General features: G+C 60.9%; 23 protein-coding genes. 16 read left to right on the plus strand and 7 right to left on the minus strand.

What is annotated here, in order from left to right; genetic code table 11:
- Positions 1 to 54 precede the first annotated feature (54 nt).
- The 9 genes from mdcA to madM all read left to right on the plus strand — a co-directional run bounded on the left by mdcA (position 55) and on the right by madM (position 7,268).
- A complete protein-coding gene (gene mdcA / locus NK667_RS29590) occupies positions 55 to 1,725 on the plus strand; it encodes a malonate decarboxylase subunit alpha (protein ID WP_054044381.1) in 1,671 nt (556 codons plus the stop codon).
- Positions 1,726 to 2,577 (plus strand): triphosphoribosyl-dephospho-CoA synthase, encoded by an 852-nt coding sequence (locus NK667_RS29595; protein ID WP_054616919.1) that lies wholly within the window; start codon positions 1,726 to 1,728, stop codon positions 2,575 to 2,577.
- Positions 2,577 to 2,876, plus strand: a complete 300-nt coding sequence (locus NK667_RS29600) for a malonate decarboxylase subunit delta (protein ID WP_054044377.1) — start codon at positions 2,577 to 2,579, stop codon at positions 2,874 to 2,876. The genes NK667_RS29595 and NK667_RS29600 overlap by 1 nt, the downstream gene beginning before the upstream one ends.
- Positions 2,869 to 3,711 carry a biotin-independent malonate decarboxylase subunit beta gene (locus NK667_RS29605; RefSeq protein WP_054616918.1) on the plus strand — a complete coding sequence of 281 codons (843 nt, stop codon included), beginning with the start codon at positions 2,869 to 2,871 and terminating at the stop codon, positions 3,709 to 3,711. The genes NK667_RS29600 and NK667_RS29605 overlap by 8 nt, the downstream gene beginning before the upstream one ends.
- Positions 3,708 to 4,496 (plus strand): biotin-independent malonate decarboxylase subunit gamma, encoded by a 789-nt coding sequence (gene mdcE, locus NK667_RS29610; protein ID WP_054616917.1) that lies wholly within the window; start codon positions 3,708 to 3,710, stop codon positions 4,494 to 4,496. The genes NK667_RS29605 and mdcE overlap by 4 nt, the downstream gene beginning before the upstream one ends.
- On the plus strand, positions 4,490 to 5,110 hold the full coding sequence (locus NK667_RS29615) for a malonate decarboxylase holo-ACP synthase (RefSeq protein ID WP_054616916.1): 621 nt from the start codon (positions 4,490 to 4,492) through the stop codon (positions 5,108 to 5,110). The genes mdcE and NK667_RS29615 overlap by 7 nt, the downstream gene beginning before the upstream one ends.
- Complete coding sequence (gene mdcH / locus NK667_RS29620) at positions 5,107 to 6,018, plus strand: malonate decarboxylase subunit epsilon (protein WP_054616915.1); 912 nt, start codon at positions 5,107 to 5,109, stop codon at positions 6,016 to 6,018. The genes NK667_RS29615 and mdcH overlap by 4 nt, the downstream gene beginning before the upstream one ends.
- Positions 6,019 to 6,085: 67 nt before the next feature.
- Positions 6,086 to 6,502: a malonate transporter subunit MadL gene (gene madL, locus NK667_RS29625; RefSeq protein ID WP_054044368.1), complete on the plus strand. Its 417-nt coding sequence runs from the start codon at positions 6,086 to 6,088 to the stop codon at positions 6,500 to 6,502.
- Between the two features lies 1 nt (position 6,503).
- Positions 6,504 to 7,268: a malonate transporter subunit MadM gene (gene madM / locus NK667_RS29630; RefSeq protein WP_054616914.1), complete on the plus strand. Its 765-nt coding sequence runs from the start codon at positions 6,504 to 6,506 to the stop codon at positions 7,266 to 7,268.
- A gap of 137 nt (positions 7,269 to 7,405) precedes the next feature.
- Here madM and NK667_RS29635 read toward each other — a convergent pair whose 3' ends face one another.
- Positions 7,406 to 8,320, minus strand: a complete 915-nt coding sequence (locus NK667_RS29635) for a LysR family transcriptional regulator (RefSeq protein WP_054616913.1) — start codon at positions 8,318 to 8,320, stop codon at positions 7,406 to 7,408.
- A gap of 225 nt (positions 8,321 to 8,545) precedes the next feature.
- Here NK667_RS29635 and trhA point away from each other — a divergent pair, with 225 nt between their 5' ends.
- Entirely contained in the window at positions 8,546 to 9,163 is a 618-nt protein-coding gene (gene trhA / locus NK667_RS29640) for a PAQR family membrane homeostasis protein TrhA (RefSeq protein ID WP_054044362.1), read from the plus strand.
- Here trhA and NK667_RS29645 read toward each other — a convergent pair.
- Positions 9,151 to 10,104, minus strand: a complete 954-nt coding sequence (locus tag NK667_RS29645; protein WP_054616912.1) for a LysR family transcriptional regulator — start codon at positions 10,102 to 10,104, stop codon at positions 9,151 to 9,153. The genes trhA and NK667_RS29645 overlap by 13 nt on opposite strands.
- A 107-nt stretch (positions 10,105 to 10,211) precedes the next feature.
- Here NK667_RS29645 and NK667_RS29650 point away from each other — a divergent pair, with 107 nt between their 5' ends.
- From NK667_RS29650 to NK667_RS29660, 3 genes are read left to right on the plus strand one after another with little or no spacing between them, the layout of a single operon-like run.
- Positions 10,212 to 11,453: a D-amino acid dehydrogenase gene (locus tag NK667_RS29650; RefSeq protein WP_054616911.1), complete on the plus strand. Its 1,242-nt coding sequence runs from the start codon at positions 10,212 to 10,214 to the stop codon at positions 11,451 to 11,453.
- Positions 11,454 to 11,477: 24 nt separating this feature from the next.
- Positions 11,478 to 11,828: a RidA family protein gene (locus NK667_RS29655; protein WP_054616910.1), complete on the plus strand. Its 351-nt coding sequence runs from the start codon at positions 11,478 to 11,480 to the stop codon at positions 11,826 to 11,828.
- A gap of 27 nt (positions 11,829 to 11,855) precedes the next feature.
- Positions 11,856 to 12,758, plus strand: coding sequence for a transporter substrate-binding domain-containing protein (locus NK667_RS29660; protein WP_249574159.1), 903 nt, complete (start codon positions 11,856 to 11,858; stop codon positions 12,756 to 12,758).
- 131 nt (positions 12,759 to 12,889) lie between these two features.
- Here the strand turns inward: NK667_RS29660 and NK667_RS29665 are convergent, their stop codons facing one another.
- Positions 12,890 to 13,609, minus strand: coding sequence for a 16S rRNA (uracil(1498)-N(3))-methyltransferase (locus tag NK667_RS29665; protein ID WP_054044356.1), 720 nt, complete (start codon positions 13,607 to 13,609; stop codon positions 12,890 to 12,892).
- A gap of 154 nt (positions 13,610 to 13,763) precedes the next feature.
- Positions 13,764 to 15,170: an adenosylmethionine--8-amino-7-oxononanoate transaminase gene (locus tag NK667_RS29670; protein ID WP_054616908.1), complete on the minus strand. Its 1,407-nt coding sequence runs from the start codon at positions 15,168 to 15,170 to the stop codon at positions 13,764 to 13,766.
- Positions 15,171 to 15,391: 221 nt separating this feature from the next.
- Between NK667_RS29670 and NK667_RS29675 the strand changes: the two genes are divergently transcribed.
- From NK667_RS29675 to NK667_RS29685, 3 genes are all read left to right on the plus strand, one after another.
- Entirely contained in the window at positions 15,392 to 17,158 is a 1,767-nt protein-coding gene (locus NK667_RS29675) for a flavin monoamine oxidase family protein (RefSeq protein WP_054616907.1), read from the plus strand.
- Between the two features lie 267 nt (positions 17,159 to 17,425).
- Positions 17,426 to 17,977: a cytochrome b gene (locus NK667_RS29680; protein WP_054044351.1), complete on the plus strand. Its 552-nt coding sequence runs from the start codon at positions 17,426 to 17,428 to the stop codon at positions 17,975 to 17,977.
- A 32-nt stretch (positions 17,978 to 18,009) separates the two neighbouring features.
- Positions 18,010 to 18,603 carry a YceI family protein gene (locus tag NK667_RS29685; RefSeq protein ID WP_054044349.1) on the plus strand — a complete coding sequence of 198 codons (594 nt, stop codon included), beginning with the start codon at positions 18,010 to 18,012 and terminating at the stop codon, positions 18,601 to 18,603.
- Between the two features lie 390 nt (positions 18,604 to 18,993).
- Here the strand turns inward: NK667_RS29685 and NK667_RS29695 are convergent, their stop codons facing one another.
- The 3 genes from NK667_RS29695 to metF form a co-directional block, all read right to left on the minus strand.
- A complete protein-coding gene (locus tag NK667_RS29695; protein ID WP_054616906.1) occupies positions 18,994 to 20,877 on the minus strand; it encodes an RNA helicase RhlE2 in 1,884 nt (627 codons plus the stop codon).
- Between the two features lie 223 nt (positions 20,878 to 21,100).
- Positions 21,101 to 21,916: a substrate-binding periplasmic protein gene (locus NK667_RS29700; RefSeq protein WP_054616905.1), complete on the minus strand. Its 816-nt coding sequence runs from the start codon at positions 21,914 to 21,916 to the stop codon at positions 21,101 to 21,103.
- Between the two features lie 193 nt (positions 21,917 to 22,109).
- Positions 22,110 to 22,955: a methylenetetrahydrofolate reductase [NAD(P)H] gene (gene metF / locus NK667_RS29705; RefSeq protein ID WP_054044345.1), complete on the minus strand. Its 846-nt coding sequence runs from the start codon at positions 22,953 to 22,955 to the stop codon at positions 22,110 to 22,112.
- Between the last annotated feature and the right edge of the window lie 147 nt (positions 22,956 to 23,102).

Consider the following 23,102-nt stretch of genomic DNA (forward strand, 5'->3'; position numbering starts at 1 on the left):
CCCACACCCAACCCTCCTAAGGTGACCCCACGACAGCGAACCCGTGGAGTGGTCATGACAACAACAATATCCCCCGACGCGCGATGGACGCGGCGGCGCAGCGAGAAGCAGCGGCGTCTTGAGTTGGTCAAAGGCCTGGCCGACGGTGTGGTGTTGCCCACCGAGAACATCGTTGCGGCGCTGGAGGCGTTGATTCTGCCCGGCGACCGTGTGGTGCTGGAGGGCAATAACCAGAAGCAGGCGGATTTCCTTTCGCGCTCCCTGGCCAAGGCCGATCCGGCCAAGTTGCACGACCTGCACATGATCATGCCCAGCGTCGGTCGCTCCGAGCACCTCGATTTGTTTGAGCGCGGCATCGCCCGCAAGCTCGATTTCTCCTTCGCCGGCACCCAGAGCCTGCGCATCAGCCAGTTGCTGGAAGATGGCCTGCTGGAAATCGGCGCGATCCACACCTACATCGAACTCTATGCGCGGCTGGTGGTGGACCTGATCCCCAACGTCGTGCTCTCCGCCGGTTTCATGGCCGACCGCGCCGGCAATATCTACACCGGCCCGAGCACTGAAGACACTCCAGCGCTGATCGAACCGGCCGCGTTCAGCGACGGTATCGTCATCGTCCAGGTCAACCAATTGGTGGACGACGTCACCGACCTGCCTCGCGTCGATATCCCCGCGTCCTGGGTCGATTTCGTCGTGGTGGCGGACAAGCCGTTCTACATCGAACCGCTGTTCACCCGCGACCCACGCCACATCAAGCCTGTGCACGTGTTGATGGCGATGATGGCGATTCGCGGGATCTACGAAAAACACAACGTTCAGTCGCTGAACCACGGCATCGGTTTCAACACCGCCGCGATCGAATTGATCCTGCCGACCTACGGCGAATCCCTCGGCCTCAAAGGCAAAATCTGCCGCAACTGGACGCTCAATCCGCACCCAACCTTGATCCCGGCGATTGAAAGCGGTTGGGTCGAAAGTGTGCATTGTTTCGGCACTGAACTGGGGATGGAAAACTACATCGCCGCCCGGCCCGACGTGTTCTTCACCGGCCGGGACGGCTCGCTGCGCTCCAACCGGATGTTCTGCCAATTGGCCGGGCAATACGCGGTGGACCTGTTTATCGGCGCGACCCTGCAAGTCGATGGCGACGGTCATTCCTCCACCGTGACCCGTGGACGCCTCGCCGGTTTCGGTGGTGCGCCGAACATGGGCCACGACCCGCGCGGTCGCCGCCACGGCACGCCGGCCTGGCTCGACATGCGCCATGACGATGCGCCGGAAGCCTTGCTCGAACGCGGCAAAAAACTCGTGGTGCAAATGGTCGAGACGTTCCAGGAGGGCGGTAAACCGACCTTTGTCGAAACCCTCGACGCGGTGGAAGTGGCGCGCAAAAGCGGCATGCCGCTGGCGCCGATCATGATCTACGGCGACGACGTCACGCACCTGCTGACCGAAGAAGGCATCGCCTATCTGTACAAGGCGCGCTCGCTGGAAGAACGCCAGGCGATGATCGCGGCGGTCGCGGGTGTCACGGTGATCGGCATGCGCCACAACCCGAAAGACACCGCGCGCATGCGCCGCGAAGGCTTGATCGCCTTGCCCGAAGACCTCGGCATCCGCCGCACCGACGCCACCCGTGAACTGCTCGCGGCGAAAAGCGTGGCCGATCTGGTGGAGTGGTCCGGTGGCCTCTACAACCCGCCCGCCAAGTTCAGGAGCTGGTAAATGCACGCACTTAACCTGCAACCCAAAACACTGACCCTGGCTGATCGGCTGGCGGATCTGGCGGTGGACGCACTGATCGATGAAGCGGACCTGTCGCCGAAACCGGCGCTGGTGGACCGTCGCGGCAATGGCGCCCATACCGATTTGCACCTCGGGCTTATGCACGCTTCGGCGCTGTCTCTGTGGCCGGCGTTCAAGGAAATGGCGGAAGCTGCTATCGAATTTGGCGAGGTTGGATTGCCGTTGCGCGAAGCCCTCGGGCGGATCGGCCGGGAAGGGGAGCAAGCGATGCTCGCCACTACCAGCGGTGTGAATACTCATCGCGGGGCGATTTGGGCTTTGGGGCTGTTGGTCGCAGCGGCCGCACTTGAAAACACCAACGCCAGCGCCGTCACTCTGTACGCCGCACGTCTGGCTTTGCTCGACGACCGTTTCGCTCCACGTCCTCTAAGCCACGGCGCCCAAGTCGCCCAACGCTACGGCGCACGCGGCGCCCGTGAAGAAGCGCAGCTTGGTTTCCCTTCCGTGCTGCATCGCGCACTGCCCCAACTCCATCGCAGCCGCGCCCTGGGCCACGGCGAACAGAACGCGCGCCTCGATGCCTTGCTCGCGATCATGACCCAACTGGCGGACACCTGTGTGCTCTACCGCGCCGGCGAACAAGGCCTGCAAACCATGCAACGCGGCGCACAAGCCGTGCTCGACGCGGGCGGCAGTGCCAGCCTCGGCGGTCGTCGGCGTTTGCATGAACTGGACGAACAATTAATCGCGTTGAACGCCTCGCCGGGCGGCGCTGCTGATTTGCTCGCCGCTTGCCTGTTCATCGACCGCATCGAATCCGGAGCTTTCTGATGGAAACCTTATCCTTTGAATTCCCCGCCGGGCAGCCGCCCCGGGGCCGGACGCTGGTGGGCTGTGTCGGCTCGGGCGATCTGGAAGTGCTGATCGAACCGGGTCAGGCCGGCAAGCTGACCATCCAGGTGCAGACCTCGGTGAATGGCGCCGAACAACGCTGGCAGCATCTGTTTGCGCGGATGTTCGACGGGCAGACCCCGCCGGCGATGGCGATTGATATCCACGACTTCGGCGCGACGCCGGGCGTGGTGCGCTTGCGTCTGGAACAAGGCTTTGAGGAGATTGGCCATGACTGATCTCCTAAACAAACACAGCTTCGTCGAACTCGGCGCCCGGCAACGGGCGAAAGCCTTGCTCGACGCCGGCACCTTCCGCGAATTGCTCGATCCGTTTCAGCGAATCATGTCGCCATGGCTCTCGCGCCAAGGCGTGGTGCCGCAAGCCGATGACGGCGTAGTGATCGCCAAGGGCAGCATCGGCGGATTGCCGGTGGTGATCGCCGCGATTGAAGGTTCGTTTCAGGGCGGCAGCCTCGGCGAAGTCGGCGGGGCGAAGATGGCCGGTGCGCTGGAACTGGCAGCGGAAGACAACCGCAAAGGCATTCCGACCCGCGCCGTGCTGTTGCTGGAAACCGGTGGCGTGCGCTTGCAGGAAGCCAATCTCGGGTTGGCGGCGATTGCGGATATTCACGCGGCGATTGTCGATCTGCGTCAGTACCAACCGGTGGTTGGCGTGGTGGCGGGCAGCGTCGGTTGCTTTGGCGGGATGTCGATTGCCGCCGGGTTGTGCAGTTATTTGCTGGTGACCCAGGAAGCGCGGCTTGGTTTGAACGGCCCGCAGGTGATCGAGCAGGAAGCCGGGATTGAGGAATACGACTCCCGGGATCGTCCTTTCATCTGGAGCCTGACCGGTGGCGAGCAACGCTTTGCCAGTGGTTTGGTGGATCGGTATGCCGCCGATGATGTGGCAGAGATTCAGCAGCAGGTCAGCGAATTGCTCAAGCAAGGCGTGCCCGCGAAGCAGCGTAGCCAACAATCCGAACTGTTCCTGCAACGCTTGGCGCGTCTGGATGCCGAGCCGCAAATCGAGCCGTCGGTGGTTCGCGATCTGTATCAAGGAGAGGGCGCATGAGAGGTTTGAACTGGTTCAATGCTTTGAGTGCTGGCGCCAAACCAGTCGAGGGTTTGCCGGCTTCTTTGAAGGTTGCCGACGGCGTGTTGGGCGACCAATCGGTGCGCTTTATTGCGGTGGTAACTGACCCCGACAACCGCTTCGCTCGCGCTCGCAATGGCGAGGTCGGATTGCTCGAAGGTTGGGGTTTGGCCAAAGCCGTGGATGAAGTCATTGCTGCCGACAGCGATAAAACGCGAAAGCGCGCCTTGATCGCCATCGTCGATGTACCGAGCCAAGCCTATGGCCGTCGCGAGGAAGCTCTCGGGATTCATCAGGCGTTGGCGGGAGCGGCGGACAGTTACGCTCGTGCACGTTTGGCCGGTCACGCGGTGATTGGTCTGCTGGTGGGCAAGGCGATGTCCGGGGCGTTTCTCGCTCACGGGTATCAGGCCAATCGCCTGATCGCCCTGCGCGATCCGGGCGTGATGGTGCATGCGATGGGCAAGGCTTCAGCGGCGCGGGTGACCTTGCGCAGCGTTGAAGAACTCGAAGCCCTGGCCGCCAGCGTGCCGCCGATGGCGTATGACATCGACAGCTACGCGAGCCTCGGTTTGCTTTGGGAAACCTTGTCGGTGGAGAAGATCGAACAGCCGACGGCGCAGGATCTTTCCCGCGTGACGGAATGCCTGAATCAGGCGATCAGCGATGTCGCCGCAAGCGGTCGCGACCTGAGCAGTCGCTTGGGCGCCAGCAACCGCGCGGCATCAAGCAAGGTTCGCGAACTGTTGAGAGCGCAGTGGTGAATACGTTTCTGGCGCACGACTTGCTCTGGGGCATGACCCCGGCGCAGTTGCCTGCGGATGCGCCGTTGTGGGCGATTCAGTCGCTTGGCTCCGGTCAGCCTGTGGTGGTTCGGCGTGCGTTGAGCGCGCCGGGTCAGGTCGCGGTCGGAGTGCGTGGGCCATTGCGCGAGCAGCGTTATGCGACGGTGATGTCGGTGGATTCGATTCAGCGTCGGGTCACACCGGAAGAGATTTGCCATGCCTCGATTGATCGGGATCTGCCGGCCTTGCGCGCCTTGTCGCAACTGCGGGCGATGCTGGATGCCAGCGGTTGGATTTGGGGCATCAGCGGTAGCGCCGGGTTCGAATTGGCCAGCGGTGTTGAAGCACTGCATGAGCGCAGCGATCTCGACTTGATCCTGCGCACACCGCAACCGCTGGACCGTGAACAAGCTCGGGAGTGGGTGAGGATTTTTGATACCTGCGCCTGCCAAGTGGACATGCAATTACAAACGCCTTTGGGTGCGGTTGCCTTACGTGAATGGGCCAGCCCTGCACGTCGGGTGCTGCTGAAAAATGCCCGCGAAGCCTGCCTGGTGATCGATCCGTGGAACCCACAGGAGCAAGCCGCATGAGCAGCCTGCTGGTGTTCCCCGGCCAGGGCGCGCAGCAGCCGGGCATGCTGCAGCGTTTGCCTCGGGAAACGCTGAACGAGGCGAGTGAGGTCCTGGGCGAAGACGCGTTGCTGCTGGATTCTGCCGAGGCGCTGAAGTCGACGCGGGCGGTTCAGCTGTGCTTGCTGATCGCTGGCGTCGCGGCTTCACGGCAATTGCAGGCACCAGCGGATTACGTGGCGGGATTGTCCATAGGCGCGTATCCGGCGGCGGTGGTCGCTGGCGCGTTGAGCTTCAGCGATGCGCTGCATCTGGTCAGCCTGCGCGGTGAACTGATGCAGCAGGCTTATCCACAGGGCTATGGCATGACTGCGATCATCGGTCTGGATTTATCCACCGTGGAAGCATTGCTGGCGCAGGTTCACAGCGACGAAACACCCGTGTACCTGGCCAATATCAACGCCGATAACCAGGTGGTGATTGCCGGCAGTGACGAAGGGATGAAAGCCGTGGCGCTGTTGGCGAAAAGTCGCGGTGCCGGGTTGGCCAAACGCTTGGCGGTCAGCGTGCCGTCGCACTGTCCTTTGTTGGACGCCCCGGCCAAAACCCTGGCCGAAGCCTTCGCCAAAGTGACACTCAAAACACCGACGATGGGTTACCTGAGCGGCAGTCGCGCCCGGCCCATCGTCAACATCGAAGCCCTGCGCGATGACCTCGCTTTCAACATGTGCCGCGTCGTCGATTGGCGCGGCACGGTGCAAAGCGCCTACGAGCGTGGCGTGCGTTTACACATCGAACTGCCGCCCGGTGCGGTGTTGACCGGGCTGGCGCGCCGGGTGTTCGAGCAGGGCACCGTGATTGCCTTCGACGGTGCTCGGCTGGATACCTTGCAAGCGCTGTTGCGTGAGGAGGGAAGCCGCCAACTTTAGAACACCGACTCAGGCTTGCGAAGCACAAAAACAACAACTTCGACGATGCACTTTGAGGACTACAACAATGATTATTTACGGTGTGGCGCTGTTGGCGATCTGTACGCTGGCAGGGGTGATCATGGGCGATGCCCTAGGCATGTTATTGGGCGTGAAGTCTAACGTCGGCGGGGTCGGGATCGCGATGATCCTGTTGATCTGCGCGCGGTTGTACATGCAAAAACGCGGCGGCATGACCAAGGATTGCGAGATGGGCGTCGGCTTCTGGGGCGCGATGTATATTCCAGTCGTCGTAGCGATGGCGGCGCAACAGAACGTCGTGACCGCGTTGCACGGTGGCCCGGTTGCCGTGTTGGCAGCCATCGGTTCGGTGGTGATTTGCGGCTGCACCATTGCGCTGATCAGCCGGACTCACAAAGGCGAACCTTTGCCCGATGAACCGGCGGAAGTGACCCCGCTCGGCACCCCAGTAGGAGGTCGCTGATATGTGGGAACTCATTGATAAAGGCCTGACCGCCAATGGTCTGGTCACCGCATTCGCATTCGTCGGCATCATCATGTGGGTGTCGGTGGTGTTGTCCAAACGCCTGACCTACGGGCGGATTCACGGCTCGGCGATTGCCATCGTCATCGGCCTGGTGCTGGCCTGGGTCGGCGGCACCATGACCGGCGGGCAAAAAGGTTTGGCGGATCTGTCGTTGTTCTCCGGCATCGGTTTGATGGGCGGCGCCATGCTGCGGGATTTCGCCATCGTCGCCACGGCGTTCGAAGTGCAAGCCACCGAAGCGAAAAAGGCCGGGTTGGTCGGCGCGATTGCGCTGCTGCTCGGCACGGTGCTGCCGTTCATTGTCGGCGCGAGCATTGCCTGGGCCTTCGGTTATCGCGATGCGATCAGCATGACCACCATCGGCGCGGGCGCGGTGACGTACATCGTCGGGCCGGTGACCGGGGCGGCGATTGGTGCCAGTTCGGATGTGGTGGCGTTGTCGATTGCTACCGGGTTGATCAAGGCGATTCTGGTAATGGTCGGCACGCCGATGGCGGCGAAATGGATGGGCCTGGATAACCCGCGTTCGGCGATGGTGTTTGGCGGGTTGGCCGGGACCGTGAGTGGTGTGACGGCGGGGCTGGCGGCGACGGATCGGCGGTTGGTGCCTTATGGGGCGTTGACGGCGACTTTCCATACCGGGCTTGGGTGCCTGCTTGGGCCTTCGTTGTTGTACTTCATTGTTCGCGGGATTGTGGGGTAGGGCTTTAGTTCTTTGTTGAATGTGCTGGCGCGTTCGCGGGCAAGCCTCGCTCCTACAGGTTGTGTGTTGTGGCCCAATCCATGGCACTCCCCAATCCCGTAGGAGCGAGGCTTGCCCGCGAAGGGCGCGCCACGGTCTCAAGCCTGGCGATTGGCATACATCCGACACTCCGCTAACAACGCCAGCAAATTCGGATCGCGCTCCTTGGCCTTCAGGAACACCACGCCAATGTGCTGCTGCAACCGGTACTTTTCCTGCAACGGAATCAGCTTCACCCGGTTCTCATACACCGCCGCAATCCTCCCCGGCAGCAACGCATAACCCACCCCCGAGCTGACCATGCTCAGCAGGGTGAAGATGTCGTTGACCTGCATCGCCACTTTTGGCTCGAACCCCGCCTGCTTGAACACTCGGATCCCGTCCTGGTGCGTGGCGAAGCCCTGGGTCAGGGTGATGAAAGTTTCGTCGCGCACTTCCGCGAGGTCGACTTCGGCCCGTTGGGCAAACTTCGAATCCGCCGGGGTGGCGAGGAAGATGTCGTCGGAGAACAGTTGGATATGCTCGCAGTCCGGGTCGTTGATGCTGTCGTCCAGGGACACCAGGATCGCGTCGACCTCCATGTTCTTCAGTTTGTAGAGCAGATCGATGTTCGAGCCGAGGATCAGGTCGATATTGAGTTCGCTGCGGCGGATTTTCAGGCCCATGATCAGCTGCGGCACGGTCTTCACCGTCAACGAATACAGCGATCCAAGTTTGAAGCGTTCCGCCGAGAACCCGGCAGCTTCGCGGGTCAGGCGCACGCTTTCGACCACGTCCTGAATCAGCTTCTGCGCCCGCTCTTCCAGTACATACGCACTTTCCAGCGGCGTCAGGTTGCGGCCTTCGTGCTTGAAAAGCGGGCAGCGCAGGGCACTTTCCAGGGAATGGATGGCGCGGTGCACGCTGACATTGCTGGTCTGCAACTCGGCGGCGGCACGGGCCAGATTGCCGGTGCGCATGAAGGCAAGGAACACCTCGAGTTTTTTCAGGGTCAACTCTTCGTCGATCAGCATCGTGCGGACTCTTTTTGGAATGACCTGATTGTGCACGTAAGTGGGTTCTTGTAGGAGCTGTGTAGGAGCTGTGTAGGAGCTGTCGAGTGAAACGAGGCTGCGATCTTTTGATCTTCGGCATATCCAAGGGCGCCATAAATCAAGGTCAAAAGATCGCAGCCTCGTTTCACTCGACAGCTCCTACGCCTTGCGCCATGTTGTAACGAATTTTGAGGAAAGCGATTCATGTATCACGGGGAAAGATTGAACGCCTGGACGCATTTGGTCGGGGCGGTGGCGGCGACGGTCGGGGTGGTGTGGATGCTGGTGATCGCCAGCATGGACGGCAGCCCGTGGAAGATTGTCAGCGTGGCGATTTACGGATTTACGTTGATGGTGCTCTACAGCGCCTCGACCGTGTACCACAGCGTGCGCGGGCGCAAGAAAGAGATCATGCAGAAGGTTGATCACTTTTCGATCTATCTGCTGATCGCCGGCAGCTACACGCCATTCTGCCTGGTGACCCTGCGCGGGCCGTGGGGCTGGACGTTGTTCGGGATTGTCTGGGGGCTGGCGCTGATCGGCATCCTGCAAGAGATCAAGCCGCGTTCGGAAGCGCGGATTTTGTCGATCGTGATCTACGCGGTGATGGGCTGGATCGTGCTGGTGGCGGTCAAGCCGCTGCTGGCGGCACTCGGCAGCACAGGTTTTGCGTGGCTGGCGTCGGGCGGGGTGTTGTACACCGTGGGGATTATCTTTTTCGCCCTGGACCATCGCCTGCGGCATGCCCATGGGATCTGGCATTTGTTCGTGATTGCGGGGAGCTTGCTGCACTTTGTGGCGATATTGTTTTATGTCTTGTAGACCGCGTTGTGGCCATTCGCGGGCAAGCCCGCTCCCACAATCAAGCGATCCAGCTGCGCCTGCGCCCGTCGGCTGAAGACCTGCAACAAGTCGCTTAAGGTGTGGGGCGGCGGTTCGTCGGCTCGGGTCACGGCGTACAGGATGATCGGCAGCGCCGGCGCCAGGGGGCGAATCGCGGTGGTGGCGGGGGAGGCCCCGAGCGCGGTGAACGGGTCGATGACGGCTAACCCGGCTCCGGACTCCACCATCGCTCGTGCCAGCGAATAGGTCTGCACGGCGATGCGCACCCGGGGTGGCGGATCGACTGCTTCAAGGTAGCTGTCGAGCCTGGCGGCCAGCGGGTCGGCGCTGGACAGGCCGATCAGTGGCGCACCAGCCAGCTCAATCAATGGCAACGGTTGGCCGTGGCTGGCGACGGGCCAATAGCCCAGCGGCGCCAGCGCCACCAGCATTCCACTGGCCAGGGTTTGCGCCTTCAACCCCGGATGATCCGGCGGCTGCAACGTCAGGGCGACATCCACTTCGCGCATCAACAGGTTCTGCATCAGCTCACGGCTATGGGCACTGGACAGTTCGCAAACAATGTCCGGGTAACGTTGCGTCCACTCGTTGATCGCCGGTGGCAGCAGCGACAGCGCCAACGCCGGGATCGCGCCGATCCGCAGGCTGTGGCCCGGCTCACGGCGCAGGCTCTGGGCCAGGCGCCGCACGCCTTGCAGGCTTTCGGTGACTTTATCGACCTCGCGCTCAAGCTCCAGCGCTTCGGGCGTGGCCTGCAATTTACCGCGCACCCGCAGAAACAACGCAAAGCCCAATTGCTGTTCGGCGTGTTGCAGCACTTTGCTCACTGCCGGCTGCGAGACGTGCAGCAACTGTGCGGCGCCACTGACCGACCCGGTCTGGCGAATGGCTTGGAAAATCTCGATGTGGCGCAGGCGCATGGCAAGTCCATAACCTTTGTTTATGGGTCAGGCATCTTTATGCATTGTTCAACGGCTGTCACCTGGTCCTAACCTGAGGCCTGATTCAACAACGGTTAAGGACAGACATGGCTCAGCGGGTTTGCATCATCGGCGGCGGCGTCATCGGGCTGACAACGGCTTACGCACTGGTTCGCGACGGTATTGACGTGACGCTGGTCGAGGCCCGGGACTCGCTGGCCAGCGAAACCAGTTTCGCCAACGGCGGCCAGTTGTCCTACCGTTACGTCGCGCCATTGGCCGATGCTGGCGTGCCGCTGCAAGCCATTGGCTGGATGCTGCGCGGTGACTCGCCCCTGAAGCTGCGCCCAAGGCTGGACCCGGCGCAATGGCGCTGGATGGCCTCCTTTCTGGCGGCCTGCCGGCGTTCGGTGAACCAGCGCAACAGCGCGCATTTGCTGCGCCTGGCGCTGTTGAGCCAAGCCACGCTGCAAGGCTGGCGCGACGAAGATCGCCTGGGCGGTTTCGACTGGCGGCGCAACGGCAAACTGGTGACGTTTCGTGAAGCCGCGAGTTTCGAGCATGCACGCCACGGTCTGGCGGATCCGCAACAGCAACAGGTGTTGTCCCGGACCGAATGCGCTCAACTCGAGCCCGCCCTCGCCGAAGCGCCGTTTGTGGGCGCGATTTACACCCCCGATGAAGAAGTCGCCGACTGCCACGGGTTCTGCCAGCAACTGGTGGCCCGGCTCAAGGCGTCGGGGCGTTGCGAGTTTTTGCTGGGTCAACAGGTCACCGGCATTCGCCAAACGGGCGGCGCGGTGCAGGCCATCGAAATGGGTTCACAAGTGCTGCCGGTCGAGCAACTGGTGATCGCGGCCGGGCATCGCAGCCCGGCGCTGGCGTTGCCCGGTATGAACCTGCCGCTGTATCCGCTCAAGGGCTATAGCCTGACCGCGCCGATTCGCGCCGAACATCGCGCGCCGGACCTGAGCATCACCGATTACAACCGCAAGATCGTCTACGCGCGCATCGGTGCTCAACTGCGCGTGGCCGCGATGGTCGACATTGTCGGCTTCGATCCGGCGCTCGATCCCAAGCGCCTGGCGCTGATCAAACGCCAGGCCCAGGGCACCTTGCCTAATGCCGGCGACTACGACGCTGCCATCGAATGGGCCGGCATGCGCCCAGCCACGCCCAGTGGCGTGCCGCTGATTGGCGCCACGGCGTACCGCAACCTTTGGCTCAACCTCGGCCATGGCGCGCTGGGTTTCACCTTGGCCTGCGGCAGCGCGCGGCTGCTCAGCGATTTGATGACGCAGCGCGCACCTTCGATTGAAATGCAGGGCCTCGCGCCTCGCGTCGCCTGACTTGACCTTGATAAGGAAGAAACGATGAGCATCAACCGAATCAACAGCAACAGCCGACTCTCTGCCGCCCTGACCTTTGGCGAACTGGTGTTTCTCTCGGGGCAGGTGCCCGGCGACAGCCGCGACGTCAGCGGCCAGACCGCCGAGGTGCTGGCGAAAATCGATACGCTGCTGGCCGAGGCGGGCAGCGACAAGGATCACCTGCTCAGCGCGACCATTTACTTGAGCGACATTGGCCGCGATTTCGCCGCCATGAACGAGGTCTGGTCACACTGGTTGTCGCCGGGCAAGGCGCCGACCCGTACCACATTGCAAGCGCAACTGGCCCGTCCAGAAGTGCTGGTGGAAATTACCGTGATCGCCGCCCGCTGCTAATCGCCCCACCCACAACGGAGAGTAACAATGCAAAAAATCACGTTGATCGGCTGCACCCTCGGCTTGCTGCTCACCAGTCAGGCCCACGCCAGTGAAGCGCCGCTGACCGGCACGCTGAACAAGGTCGCCAATGCCAAGAGCATCACCCTGGGCTATCGCGATGCGTCGGTGCCGTTCTCGTATGTGGGTGATCAATCGGGGCAGCCGATGGGCTATTCGGTGGATCTGGCGAGCAAGATTGTCGAGCGCATCAAGCAAAAACTCGATCAGCCGAACCTGCAGGTGAAGTACAACCTGGTGACCTCGCAAACCCGTATTCCGCTGGTGCAGAACGGTACGGTCGATCTTGAGTGCGGCTCCACCGGGGTGACGGCCGAGCGCATGCAACAAGTGGCGTTTTCCTACGGGTTTATTTATGTGAAGGGGCAGTTGCTCACAGCCAGGGACAGCGGCATCAAAAGCTTCGCCGACTTGCGCGGCAAGAACGTCGTGACCACCGCCGGCACCACCAATGAGCGATTTTTGAAGAGCTACAACGTCGATCACAAGATCGACATGTTCGTGATCAGCGCCAAGGATCACGGCGAAGCGTTCCAGATGTTGCAGTCCGGAAGGGCGGCGGCGTTTTACATGGACGATGCGCTGCTCTACGGCGAGCGGGCCAAGGCTCGCGATCCGCATAACTGGGTCGTGGTCGGCGAGGAACAATCGCGGGAAATCTACAGCTGCATGGTGCGCAAGGGCGACCCGCAATTTCTCGAGTTGGTGAACTCGACGCTTGCCGATCTTTACAGCTCAGGGGAAATCAACGGCATCTACAACCGCTGGTTCCAGCAGCCGATTCCGCCTAAAGGGCTGAACCTGGAGTTTCCGATGACCAGCGAGTTGAAAGCGATTATCGCCAAACCGGTGAGTGATCCGGTGCAATAAGATCAAAAGATCTGTAGACCGTGTCGCGGCCATTCGCGAGCAAGCCCGCTCCCACATTGGATCGGTGTGTTGCTGAAGATTTGTGATCAGCACAAATTCCCTGTGGGAGCGGGCTTGCTCGCGAAGAGGCCCTAGAAATCACCCCAAAGCTGTTGAGCCACCGCCAACGCCACAACCGGTGCGGTCTCGGTGCGCAACACTCGAGGCCCAAGCCGGGCGGCATGGAAACCAGCGCCTTTGGCCTGATCCACTTCAGCATCTGACAACCCACCCTCCGGGCCAATCAGAAACGCCAGAGTCTGCGGTTTCGCATGACTCACCAACGGCTCTGCCACCGGATGCAGCACCAGTTTCAATTCTGCTTCGGTCTGCTTCAACCAATCCGCCAACAGCAGCGGCGGATGAATCACCGGCACCCGTGAACGCCCGCATTGCTCGCAGGCGCTGATCGCCACTTGGCGCCAGTGCATCAGGCGTTTGTCGGCGCGTTCGTCCTTGAGGCGGACTTCGCAGCGGTCGGTGAAGATCGGGGTGATTTCCGTGACGCCCAGTTCGGTGGCTTTCTGAATCGCCCAGTCCATCCGCTCGCCACGGGACAAGCCTTGACCGAGATGGATCTGCAACGGCGACTCGACCTGCCCGATGAAGCTTTCATCGAGCTGCACCACGACGCGCTTTTTGCCGACTTCCACCAGCGAACCGCGAAACTCATGGCCCGAGCCGTCGAACAGTTGCACCGCATCACCCTCGGCCATGCGCAGCACGCGGCTGATGTAATGGGCCTGGGCCTCGGGCAGTTCGTGCTCGCCGGTGCTCAGGGGGGCGTCGATAAAGAAGCGGGACAGTCTCATCTTGGGTCTCTGGAAAGGGTGTGAATCATCTGGATTTGTGTCGACTTCATTCGCGAGCAAGCCCGCTCCCACAGGGGAATGCATTCCAAATGTGGGAGCGGGCTTGCTCGCGAAGGCGGCGGCCCAGTCACCACAGCAGTTCAAGCAGGTTCGATCAGCCCGGATCACGGAAGCCCGGGTGAAAATCTTCCGGCACCGACACGCTGACGCTATTGCGTGTCGCGATGTCGATCCCTTCGCTGGCCACTTCCGCCAGGAAATCGATCTGCTCCGGGGTAATCACGTAAGGCGGCAGGAAGTACACCACGCTGCCCAACGGACGAAGTAAAGCACCTCGCTCCAACGCATGCTTGAACACTTTCAAGCCACGCCGCTCCTGCCACGGATAGGCTTCCTTGGTCGCTTTGTCCTTGACCATCTCGATGGCCAGGACCATGCCGGTCTGGCGCACTTCCGCGACGTTCGGGTGATCGACCAAGTGTGCAGTGGCGGTGGCCATGCGTTGGGCCAGGGCCTTGTTGTTCTCGATGACGTTGTCTTCTTCGAAGATATCCAAAGTCGCCAATGCCGCCGCGCACGCCAGCGGATTGCCGGTGTAGCTGTGGGAATGCAGGAAGGCGCGCAGGGTCGGGTAGTCGTCGTAGAAGGCGCTGTAGACGTCGTCGGTGGTCAGCACCGCCGCCAGCGGCAGGTAGCCGCCGGTCAGGGCTTTGGACAGGCAAAGGAAGTCCGGGCGGATGCCGGCCTGTTCACAGGCGAACATGGTGCCGGTGCGGCCAAAGCCGACGGCGATTTCGTCGTGGATCAGGTGCACGCCATAACGGTCGCACGCTTCGCGCAGCAGCTTGAGGTACACCGGGTGATACATGCGCATGCCGCCGGCGCCCTGGATCAACGGCTCCAGAATCACCGCGGCAACAGTGTCGTGGTTCTCGGCGAGGGTCTGTTCCATGGCGGCGAACATGTTGCGCGAGTGTTCTTCCCAGCTCATGCCTTCGGGGCGCAGGTAGCAATCCGGGCTTGGCACCTTGATGGTGTCCATCAGCAGGGCTTTATAGGTTTCGGTGAACAACGGCACATCGCCGACTGCCATCGCCGCCATGGTTTCGCCGTGGTAGCCGTTGGTCAGGGTGACGAAGCGCTTCTTGTTCGGCTGGCCGCGATTGAGCCAGTAGTGAAAGCTCATTTTCAGCGCGACTTCGATGCAGGACGAGCCGTTATCGGCGTAGAAGCATCGGGTCAAGCCTTCCGGGGTCATCTTCACCAGGCGTTCGGACAGCTCGATCACCGGTTGATGGCTGAAACCGGCGAGGATCACGTGTTCCAGTTGATCGACCTGGTCCTTGATGCGCTGGTTGATCCGCGGGTTGGCGTGGCCGAACACGTTGACCCACCAGGAGCTGACGGCGTCGAGGTAGCGCTTGCCTTCGAAGTCTTCCAGCCAGATGCCTTCACCGCGCTTGATCGGGATCAGCGGCAGCTGTTCGTGGTCTTTCATCTGGGTGCAGGGGTGCCATAACACGGCCAGATCCCGTTGCATCCACTGATTATTCAGGCCCATTTACAGTCTCCTCGAGGCGGTCCGCGGCGGGCGCGGGCAAACAATCGCGCAAGCCTATGCAATGCATCGCGCGGGGACAACCCATTGTGTCGATTGAGCTACTTTGTATGGGGCGATAGACGTCGCTGGCGGCGTTTTGATGGCTGACGTATTCTTCGCGGTTCTTTGAGTCGTCTGGCTCGCAAAATCGCTTTTTCTCGTGTATTTCCGGAGTTCGCTGAATGTCTGCTGGTTGGCTGCGCGCCTGTGCGCTGGTGATGTTGGGGCTGTTCAGCGTTTCGGCGCTGGCCAAAGATAAAACGGCGATCGTGATCGGCGGCGGGCTTTCGGGCCTCACCGCGGCCTACGAGCTGCAAAACAAAGGCTGGCAGGTGACCCTGCTGGAAGCCAAGCCAAGCCTGGGCGGTCGCTCCGGCATGGCCACCAGCGAGTGGATCGGCAACGACAAGGCCCAGCCGGTACTGAACAAGTACGTATCGACGTTCAAGCTTGGCACCACGCCAGCGCCTGAATTCGTGCGTACGCCGGGCTACCTGATCGACGGCGTGTATTTCACTGCTGCTGACCTGGCTACCAAGGACCCGGTGACAGCCGAAGCGCTCAAGCGCTACGAAAAAACCGTGGATGACCTGGCAAGCTCGATCGAAGATCCACAAAACCCGGCAGCCAACAACACGCTGCATGCCCTGGATCAGATCAACGTCTCCAACTGGCTCGACCGTCTGGCATTGCCTGCCACGGCTCGCCAACTGGTCAACCAGGAGATTCGTACCCATTACGACGAACCTTCGCGCCTGTCGCTGCTGTATTTCGCACAGCAGAACCGGGTTTACCGGGGTGTTTCCGACCGAGACCTGCGCGCTTCGCGCCTGATCGGTGGTAGCCCGGTGTTGGCCCAGGCTTTCGTCAAGCAACTGAAAACCATCAAGACCAGCTCGCCGGTTTCGTCCATTACCCAGGACAAGGACAGCGTGACCGTCAAAGTCGGCAGCGTGGGCTACCAGGCTGACTACGTGGTGGTTGCGGTGCCGTTGCGCGCACTCAGCAAAATCGTCATGACCCCGTCGCTGGATGCCCAGCACATGGGCGCGATCAAGGGCACCAACTACGGCTGGCGCGACCAGATCATGCTGAAGTTCAAGACGCCAGTGTGGGAAAGCAAGGCGCGGATGTCCGGCGAGATCTACAGCAACGCCGGTCTGGGCATGTTGTGGGTAGAACCGGCGCTGAAGGGCGGCGCCAACGTGGTGATCAACCTGTCCGGCGACAACGCCCGGGTAATGCAGGCCTTCGGCGACAAGCAGATGGCCGATCAGGTGCTGATTCGTCTGCACGCGTTTTATCCACAGGCCCGTGGTTCGTTCACCGGCTATGAAATCCGCCGCTACAGCACCGACCCATCGATGGGTGGCGCTTACCTGGCCTTCGGCCCGGGCCAGATCAGCAAATACTGGCGCCTGTGGGAACGTCCGCTGCAACGTGTAGCGTTCGCCGGCGAACATACCGACACCCTGTACCCAGGCACCCTGGAAGGCGCATTGCGCACCGGTCAGCGTGCAGCCGGTCAGGTTGAAGACCTGGCGGCCGGCAAGTCGTTTGAGCCGGTGAAAGTTGTTCCAGCAGCCACCGCAGCAGCGGCCGGCGCAGTGGCAGCGAAGAAAGGTAACTTCTTCACCAACCTGTTCGGTGGCTCGTCGGATGACGACAAGAAACCAGAACCGGTCAAGGCACCAGAACCAGTAGCTCCGCCAGCACCGGCGCCTGCTCCAGTGCCAACCCCGGCCCCTGCGCCAGTGGAAGCACCGAAGCCTGCGGCCCCGGTCAAAGCCGAGCCAGCGAAAAAAGCGACCAAGCCTGCGGCGAAGAAACCTGCGGCGAAAACCGATGCCAAAAAGGCACCGGCCAAGAAAGCTGAACCGGCGAAGAAGCCAGCGGCCAAGAAACCCGCAGCAACGACACCGGCGGCAACCGATACCAAAGCGCAGTAAGGCTTTGAGTTGATAAAAAACGCGGCAGTGATGCCGCGCTTTTTTTATGCCCAAAGAAAGTCGTTATCAAGAATCGAATAAACCTTGTGGCGGAGGTGTTCTTTGATTGGACGTCTTTTCTTTTCACACATTGGGTCTTTAATCTTTCCTTAACTGATGCATTACAGACTCTTGATCGTATTTCTCGATATTTCAAAGCGAAATTTTCCGCTTTAAATCGATAGATAACTCGATAGTCTTGGTCGCAGTTCTCACGGGATATGGGCAATGCAGCTACGTAACTCTTCTTCTCGCTACGGTTGGGTCAGCGTTTTACTGCACTGGGGCGTGGCGTTGGTGGTCTTCGGGCTGTTCGCGTTGGGCCTGTGGATGGTTGGCCTGGATTACTACAGCACCTGGCGCAAAGACGCGCCGGACCTGCACAAAAGCATTGGCCTGACGCTGTTCGCCATCATGCTGCTGCGGGTGTTGTGGCGTTTCATCAGTCCGCCGCCGCCAGCATTGCAGAGCTATAGCCGCATGACGCGCCTTGGCGCCAAGTTCGGCCATGCGTTCCTGTACATCAGTCTGTTCGCTGTGATGATTGCCGGTTACCTGATTTCCACCGCAGACGGTGTCGGTATTCCGGTGTTTGGCCTGTTTGAGATTCCTGCGCTGGTGTCCGGACTACCGGATCAGGCAGATACCGCCGGTGTGATTCATCTGTATCTGGCGTGGCTACTGGTAATTTTTTCCGGTCTCCATGCGTTGGCAGCATTGAAGCACCACTTTATCGACCGTGATGCGACGCTGATGCGAATGCTCGGCCGCAAAGCTTGAAGTTCAACCTCGACTCCAAAGGAATAGAAAGCATGTTGAAAAAGACTCTCGCCGCTCTGGCAATCGGTTCTGCTCTGCTGTCGGCTAACGTGATGGCTGCTGACTACACCGTCGACAAAGAAGGCCAGCACGCCTTCGTCGACTTCAAGATCAGCCACTTGGGCTACAGCTTCATCACCGGTACTTTCAAGGATATCGACGGCAAGTTCAGCTTCGACGCTGCCAAGCCGGAAGACAGCAAGATCGAGTTCAATGTGAACACTTCCAGTGTGTTCACCAACAACGCTGAGCGTGACAAGCACATCGCCAGCGCTGACTTCCTGAACGCGAGCAAGTTTGCTAAAGCCACCTTCGTCTCCACCGCAGTCAAATCCACCGGCAAAAACGCCGCTGGCAAAGACACTGCTGACGTGACCGGCGACCTGACGATTGCTGGCGTGACCAAGCCAGTCGTGGTCAAGGCGACTTTCCTGGGTGAAGGCAAGGATCCATGGGGCGGCTACCGTGCAGGCTTCGAAGGTACTACCAACCTGAAGCGTTCCGATTTCGGCAAGCAGAAAGACCTGGGCCCATCGTCCGATGCGGTCGAGCTGTACATCTCGTTTGAAGGTGTGAAAGCGAAGTAACTTTCGCCGCTTCAACAAAACGCCCCCGATCTCGCGATCCGGGGCGTTTTTTATGGCCTGCCAAAATCCGCACCGCACCGCCAGTCCCCTGTGGGAGCGGGCTTGCTCGCGAAGGCGTCGTTCCAGACAACATCTCGGTTAACTGACAGACCGCATTCGCGAGCAAGCCCGCTCCCACATTTGGTCCCTGCCGTACACAAAACTTGTATTCACTGAAGAACCCTGTGGGAGCGAGCTTGCTCGCGATGAGGCCTTCACATTCAAAATACTTGCTGACTGATCCACCGCTATCGCGAGCAAGCTCGCTCCCACAGGGGATGGGGTTTATCTCTGGAAACAAAAATGCCCCGGATCTCGCGATCCGGGGCATTTTTTGTTTACTTCAAAAACTCAGCGATTGCGGGTCAGCAAGGCTGGTTTTTCGCCGCGCGGGCGACCTGGCAGTTGATCCAGTTGCTCAGGAGTCGGGAACCGATCGGTTTTCGACTCTTTATGGATGATCTTCGGTGCCGGGCCACGCGGGTTCTGCACGGCCGGTTCCGAACGAGGCTGGTCGTCACGGGCCGGGCGGCGGTTGCGGGACTCTTCGCGACGGGCCTGACCGTCACGTGGAGCGCCGTTGCGTGGGCCGCTGCGCTTGGCTGGCGGGGTGCCGGTGGTGGCGCCGTCACTGCTGCGTGGACCGCTTTGGCGACCCTGAGGCTTGCCGCCGGTACGTGGAGCACCTGCGCCAGCGCCAGCTGCCGCACCTTGTGCCGGAGCACCTGGACGACGACCACGACCCTGGGCCGGTTTGGCCTGAGGCACGTAGTCAACGCGGTTACCGAAGTTATCCACGTCGTCGTCCAGGAACTCGTCTGGAGCACGATCAGCAGCGGCAGCGCGTGGCGCCGGACGCTGTTGCTCGCGAGCCGGGGTGCCTTCGCGTGGTTTGTGTTCACGGGCCGGGCGATCGCCACGGCCAGTGGCAGCAGGTTTTTCCTTGCCGCCCTTGTCCTTGCCTTTGTCTTTACGACCGCCGCCACCGCCAGTGCCGGTCGGACCGTCGCCGCGCGGGCCACGTGGGTTGCGCGGGTTACGCACATCCGGACGCTCGCGGACTTCTGGTTTCTCGGCTTCTACAGCGCTGGAGTCGAAGCCCATCAGGTTGCCGTCGGCAATCTTCTGCTTGGTCATGCGCTCGATGCTTTTCAGCAGTTTTTCTTCGTCCGGGGCCACCAGCGAGATCGCCTCGCCCGAGCGACCGGCACGGCCAGTACGGCCGATACGGTGCACGTAGTCTTCATCGACGTTCGGCAGTTCGAAGTTGACCACGTGTGGCAACTGGTCGATGTCGAGGCCGCGAGCGGCGATGTCGGTGGCGACCAGGATACGCACTTCACCGGCCTTGAAGTCGGCCAGGGCTTTGGTGCGAGCGTTCTGGCTCTTGTTACCGTGGATGGCAACGGCGCTCAGGCCGTGTTTGTCCAGGTACTCGGCCAGGCGGTTGGCGCCGTGCTTGGTGCGGGTGAAGACCAGAACCTGTTCCCAGGCGCCGGCGGTAATCAGGTGCGCCAGCAGCGAACGCTTGTGGCTGGCGGCCAGGCGGAACACACGCTGTTCGATACGCTCGACCGTGGTGTTCGGCGGCGTGACTTCGATGCGTTCCGGATTGTGCAGCAGCTTGCCGGCGAGGTCGGTGATGTCTTTGGAGAACGTCGCCGAGAACAGCAGGTTCTGGCGTTTGTTCGGCAGACGGGCGAGGACCTTTTTCACGTCATGGACAAAGCCCATGTCGAGCATGCGGTCGGCTTCGTCCAGCACGAGGATTTCCACGTGGGACAAATCGACGCTGCCTTGGCCGGCGAGGTCGAGCAGGCGGCCAGGGCAGGCCACCAGCACGTCAACACCGCGGGACATGGCTTGAACTTGTGGGTTCATGCCGACGCCGCCGAAGATGCAGGCGCTGACGAACTTCAGGTCACGGGCATAGACCTTGAAGCTCTCGTGTACTTGAGCCGCGAGTTCGCGGGTAGGGGTCAGGACCAGTACGCGCGGTTGGCGCGGGCCGTGACGCTGGGATTTGTCCGGGTGACCGTTGGGGAACAACCGCTCCAGAATCGGAAGGGCGAAGCCGCCGGTTTTACCAGTACCTGTCTGAGCCGCGACCATCAGGTCGCGACCTTGCAACACGGCGGGAATGGCCCGCTGTTGCACCGGAGTAGGCTCGGTATAGCCCGCTGCCTCGATGGCGCGGACTAAAGCCTCGGAGAGACCGAGGGAAGCAAAGGACATGAGTAATCCTGTTTTAGTTAGGGCTTGGCCCAATGGGAGTCTTGCCTGGCGCGAATGGCGTTTAAGAGGAACGCAATCCCGTCCGGTCCTGCTGGGTTTCGAAGGCTCGTCTGGAGCGCTCGCGCGGGCTGAAAAGCTGCGCTGTAGCGGGGTCGAGATGCCTTGAACGATTCCGAGCGTCCGGGCGTGAGCCTGGCGGGAAGGCCGGAGTATAACAGAGCAATCACTGCGCGCCGCTTTCCTGCTGCTCAACGGTTTTCTCGCGGACGGCGGTGACGCTTGTGGCTTTGATATCGGGGCCCGGACTCGCGCCATAACGGGCGCTCAGCTCCGCATACGCGGGCTCGCGCTTGAAACGCTTGAGTTCGGCACCGAAACGTTGCACCAGCAAATCCATGCCGGCGTTGCGCCGAACCGCCAGAAATTGGCTCTGGTGGCTGATGATCGTGGGGTTTTCGGTGATTTGATCGCGGATCTTCAGCTCATCCAGCAAATGTTGGCCGACCCGGCGATCAGTGATCAGCAGGTCGATCCGTCCGCGCAGCAGTTTGCCGAAGTTGGCTTCGTGGGTCGGCGCGGGCTCGCGGGTAAACAGGGTCGAGCCGCTGAAGTCCTCGCTATAGAGGTAACCCGGCGAGGTGCCGATGGTCAGGCCTTTCAAATCATTGAGGGTGCTGAACGGATGCGGCCGCTCGTTGGCGTAGAACATCACGAACTCGACTTCGGAGAGCGGTTCGCTGGGGTAGAGCAGGGTGGCGTCACGCTCGTCGCTGTGGAAAATATCCAGCGCGCCGTCGGCCTGGCCGGTGTCGAGCATCGACAGGCAGCGCTTCCACGGCAGGAACTGCCAATCCACTTCGATCCCCAGGCGTTTGAAGACAATGGCCGTGGTTTCGTAGTCCAGGCCCAGGGATTTGCCGTTTTCCTCGTATACGTAGGGTGCCCACGGCTCCGTGACAATGCGCAATTTCTCGCCCCGAGCGGCAAAGCTCAGGCAAGTGAAAAGAAGCAAGGTCAGGAGCTGTGTGATCAAAGGCATGGCTTGAGATTACGACGAGAAACCGTAAAGAGCCAGAAACTGGCCGCAGAAGCTCTACCTCAGTGTGTTGCCGCACAATAAAAGGGCATTGAAAGCAAAAGATCGCAGGCTTCGCCAGCTCCTACAGGGATTACATAAACCCAATGTAGGAGTTGCCGAAGGCTGCGATCTTTTGATCTTGCTTGTACGACTTTTACCGCGGCAACTTCAGGTTATTCCACACCGCCAGACTCGGTTCAGCCTGGTTCAACGTGTAGAAGTGCAACCCTGGCGCACCACCTTGCAGCAGGCGTTCGCACATCTCGGTGATGACTTGCTCACCAAAGCCTTGAATGCTCTGGGTGTCGTCGCCGTAGGCTTCCAGTTGCTTGCGGATCCAGCGCGGGATTTCCGCACCGCAGGCATCGGAGAAACGCGCGAGTTTGCTGTAGTTGGTGATCGGCATGATCCCCGGCACGATCGGGATGTTCACGCCCATCGCCCGTACACGCTCGACGAAGTAGAAGTAGCTGTCGGCGTTGAAGAAGTACTGGGTGATTGCACTGTCGGCGCCAGCGTTGGCCTTGCGCACGAAGTTGTTCAGATCGTCTTCGAAATTGCGCGCTTGCGGATGCATTTCCGGGTAGGCGGCGACTTCGATGTGGAAATGATCGCCGGTTTCTTCACGAATGAATTCAACCAGGTCGTTGGCGTGGCGCAGTTCACCGCTGGCCATGCCCATGCCCGAAGGCAGGTCACCGCGCAGGGCAACGATGCGGGTAATGCCGGCGGCCTTGTATTGCGTCAGCAGGCCACGCAGGTCGTCCTTGCTGTCGCCCACGCAAGACAGATGCGGTGCGGCAGGGACTTTGACTTCGCTTTCGAGCTGCAACACGGTGTTGATGGTGCGATCACGGGTCGAACCGCCAGCGCCATAGGTGCAGGAAAAGAAATCGGGGTTGTAAGTTGCCAACTGACGAGCAGTGGCGAGTAGCTTTTCATGCCCAGCGTCGGTCTTCGTAGGGAAGAACTCGAAGCTGTAGCGACGGTCTTGGGACATGGTCATATCCTTGGAAACGCTTAAGCCAGAGGCTTGCTCATCCCAATGTGGGAGCGGGCTTGCTCGCGAATGCGGTGGGTCAGACGACATTAATGTTGAATGATGAACCGCCTTCGCGAGCAAGCCCGCTCCCACAAGGGAGAGCAG

The organism is Pseudomonas nunensis, from assembly GCF_024296925.1.
Lineage (GTDB): Bacteria > Pseudomonadota > Gammaproteobacteria > Pseudomonadales > Pseudomonadaceae > Aquipseudomonas > Aquipseudomonas nunensis.

What these genes read in the sequence shown, in the direction of transcription:
- mdcE (WP_054616917.1), top strand. Translation starts at nt 3,708, where the DNA reads ATGAGAGGTTTGAACTGGTTCAATGCTTTGAGTGCTGGCGCCAAACCA.
- mdcH (WP_054616915.1), top strand. Translation starts at nt 5,107, where the DNA reads ATGAGCAGCCTGCTGGTGTTCCCCGGCCAGGGCGCGCAGCAGCCGGGC.
- NK667_RS29650 (WP_054616911.1), top strand. Translation starts at nt 10,212, where the DNA reads ATGGCTCAGCGGGTTTGCATCATCGGCGGCGGCGTCATCGGGCTGACA.
- NK667_RS29700 (WP_054616905.1), bottom strand. Translation starts at nt 21,916, where the DNA reads ATGCCTTTGATCACACAGCTCCTGACCTTGCTTCTTTTCACTTGCCTG.
- NK667_RS29595 (WP_054616919.1), top strand. Translation starts at nt 1,726, where the DNA reads ATGCACGCACTTAACCTGCAACCCAAAACACTGACCCTGGCTGATCGG.
- trhA (WP_054044362.1), top strand. Translation starts at nt 8,546, where the DNA reads ATGTATCACGGGGAAAGATTGAACGCCTGGACGCATTTGGTCGGGGCG.
- madM (WP_054616914.1), top strand. Translation starts at nt 6,504, where the DNA reads ATGTGGGAACTCATTGATAAAGGCCTGACCGCCAATGGTCTGGTCACC.
- NK667_RS29695 (WP_054616906.1), bottom strand. Translation starts at nt 20,877, where the DNA reads ATGTCCTTTGCTTCCCTCGGTCTCTCCGAGGCTTTAGTCCGCGCCATC.
- NK667_RS29685 (WP_054044349.1), top strand. Translation starts at nt 18,010, where the DNA reads ATGTTGAAAAAGACTCTCGCCGCTCTGGCAATCGGTTCTGCTCTGCTG.
- NK667_RS29600 (WP_054044377.1), top strand. Translation starts at nt 2,577, where the DNA reads ATGGAAACCTTATCCTTTGAATTCCCCGCCGGGCAGCCGCCCCGGGGC.
- metF (WP_054044345.1), bottom strand. Translation starts at nt 22,955, where the DNA reads ATGTCCCAAGACCGTCGCTACAGCTTCGAGTTCTTCCCTACGAAGACC.
- NK667_RS29645 (WP_054616912.1), bottom strand. Translation starts at nt 10,104, where the DNA reads ATGCGCCTGCGCCACATCGAGATTTTCCAAGCCATTCGCCAGACCGGG.
- NK667_RS29675 (WP_054616907.1), top strand. Translation starts at nt 15,392, where the DNA reads ATGTCTGCTGGTTGGCTGCGCGCCTGTGCGCTGGTGATGTTGGGGCTG.
- NK667_RS29605 (WP_054616918.1), top strand. Translation starts at nt 2,869, where the DNA reads ATGACTGATCTCCTAAACAAACACAGCTTCGTCGAACTCGGCGCCCGG.
- NK667_RS29665 (WP_054044356.1), bottom strand. Translation starts at nt 13,609, where the DNA reads ATGAGACTGTCCCGCTTCTTTATCGACGCCCCCCTGAGCACCGGCGAG.
- mdcA (WP_054044381.1), top strand. Translation starts at nt 55, where the DNA reads ATGACAACAACAATATCCCCCGACGCGCGATGGACGCGGCGGCGCAGC.
- NK667_RS29635 (WP_054616913.1), bottom strand. Translation starts at nt 8,320, where the DNA reads ATGCTGATCGACGAAGAGTTGACCCTGAAAAAACTCGAGGTGTTCCTT.
- NK667_RS29655 (WP_054616910.1), top strand. Translation starts at nt 11,478, where the DNA reads ATGAGCATCAACCGAATCAACAGCAACAGCCGACTCTCTGCCGCCCTG.
- madL (WP_054044368.1), top strand. Translation starts at nt 6,086, where the DNA reads ATGATTATTTACGGTGTGGCGCTGTTGGCGATCTGTACGCTGGCAGGG.
- NK667_RS29660 (WP_249574159.1), top strand. Translation starts at nt 11,856, where the DNA reads ATGCAAAAAATCACGTTGATCGGCTGCACCCTCGGCTTGCTGCTCACC.
- NK667_RS29680 (WP_054044351.1), top strand. Translation starts at nt 17,426, where the DNA reads ATGCAGCTACGTAACTCTTCTTCTCGCTACGGTTGGGTCAGCGTTTTA.
- NK667_RS29670 (WP_054616908.1), bottom strand. Translation starts at nt 15,170, where the DNA reads ATGGGCCTGAATAATCAGTGGATGCAACGGGATCTGGCCGTGTTATGG.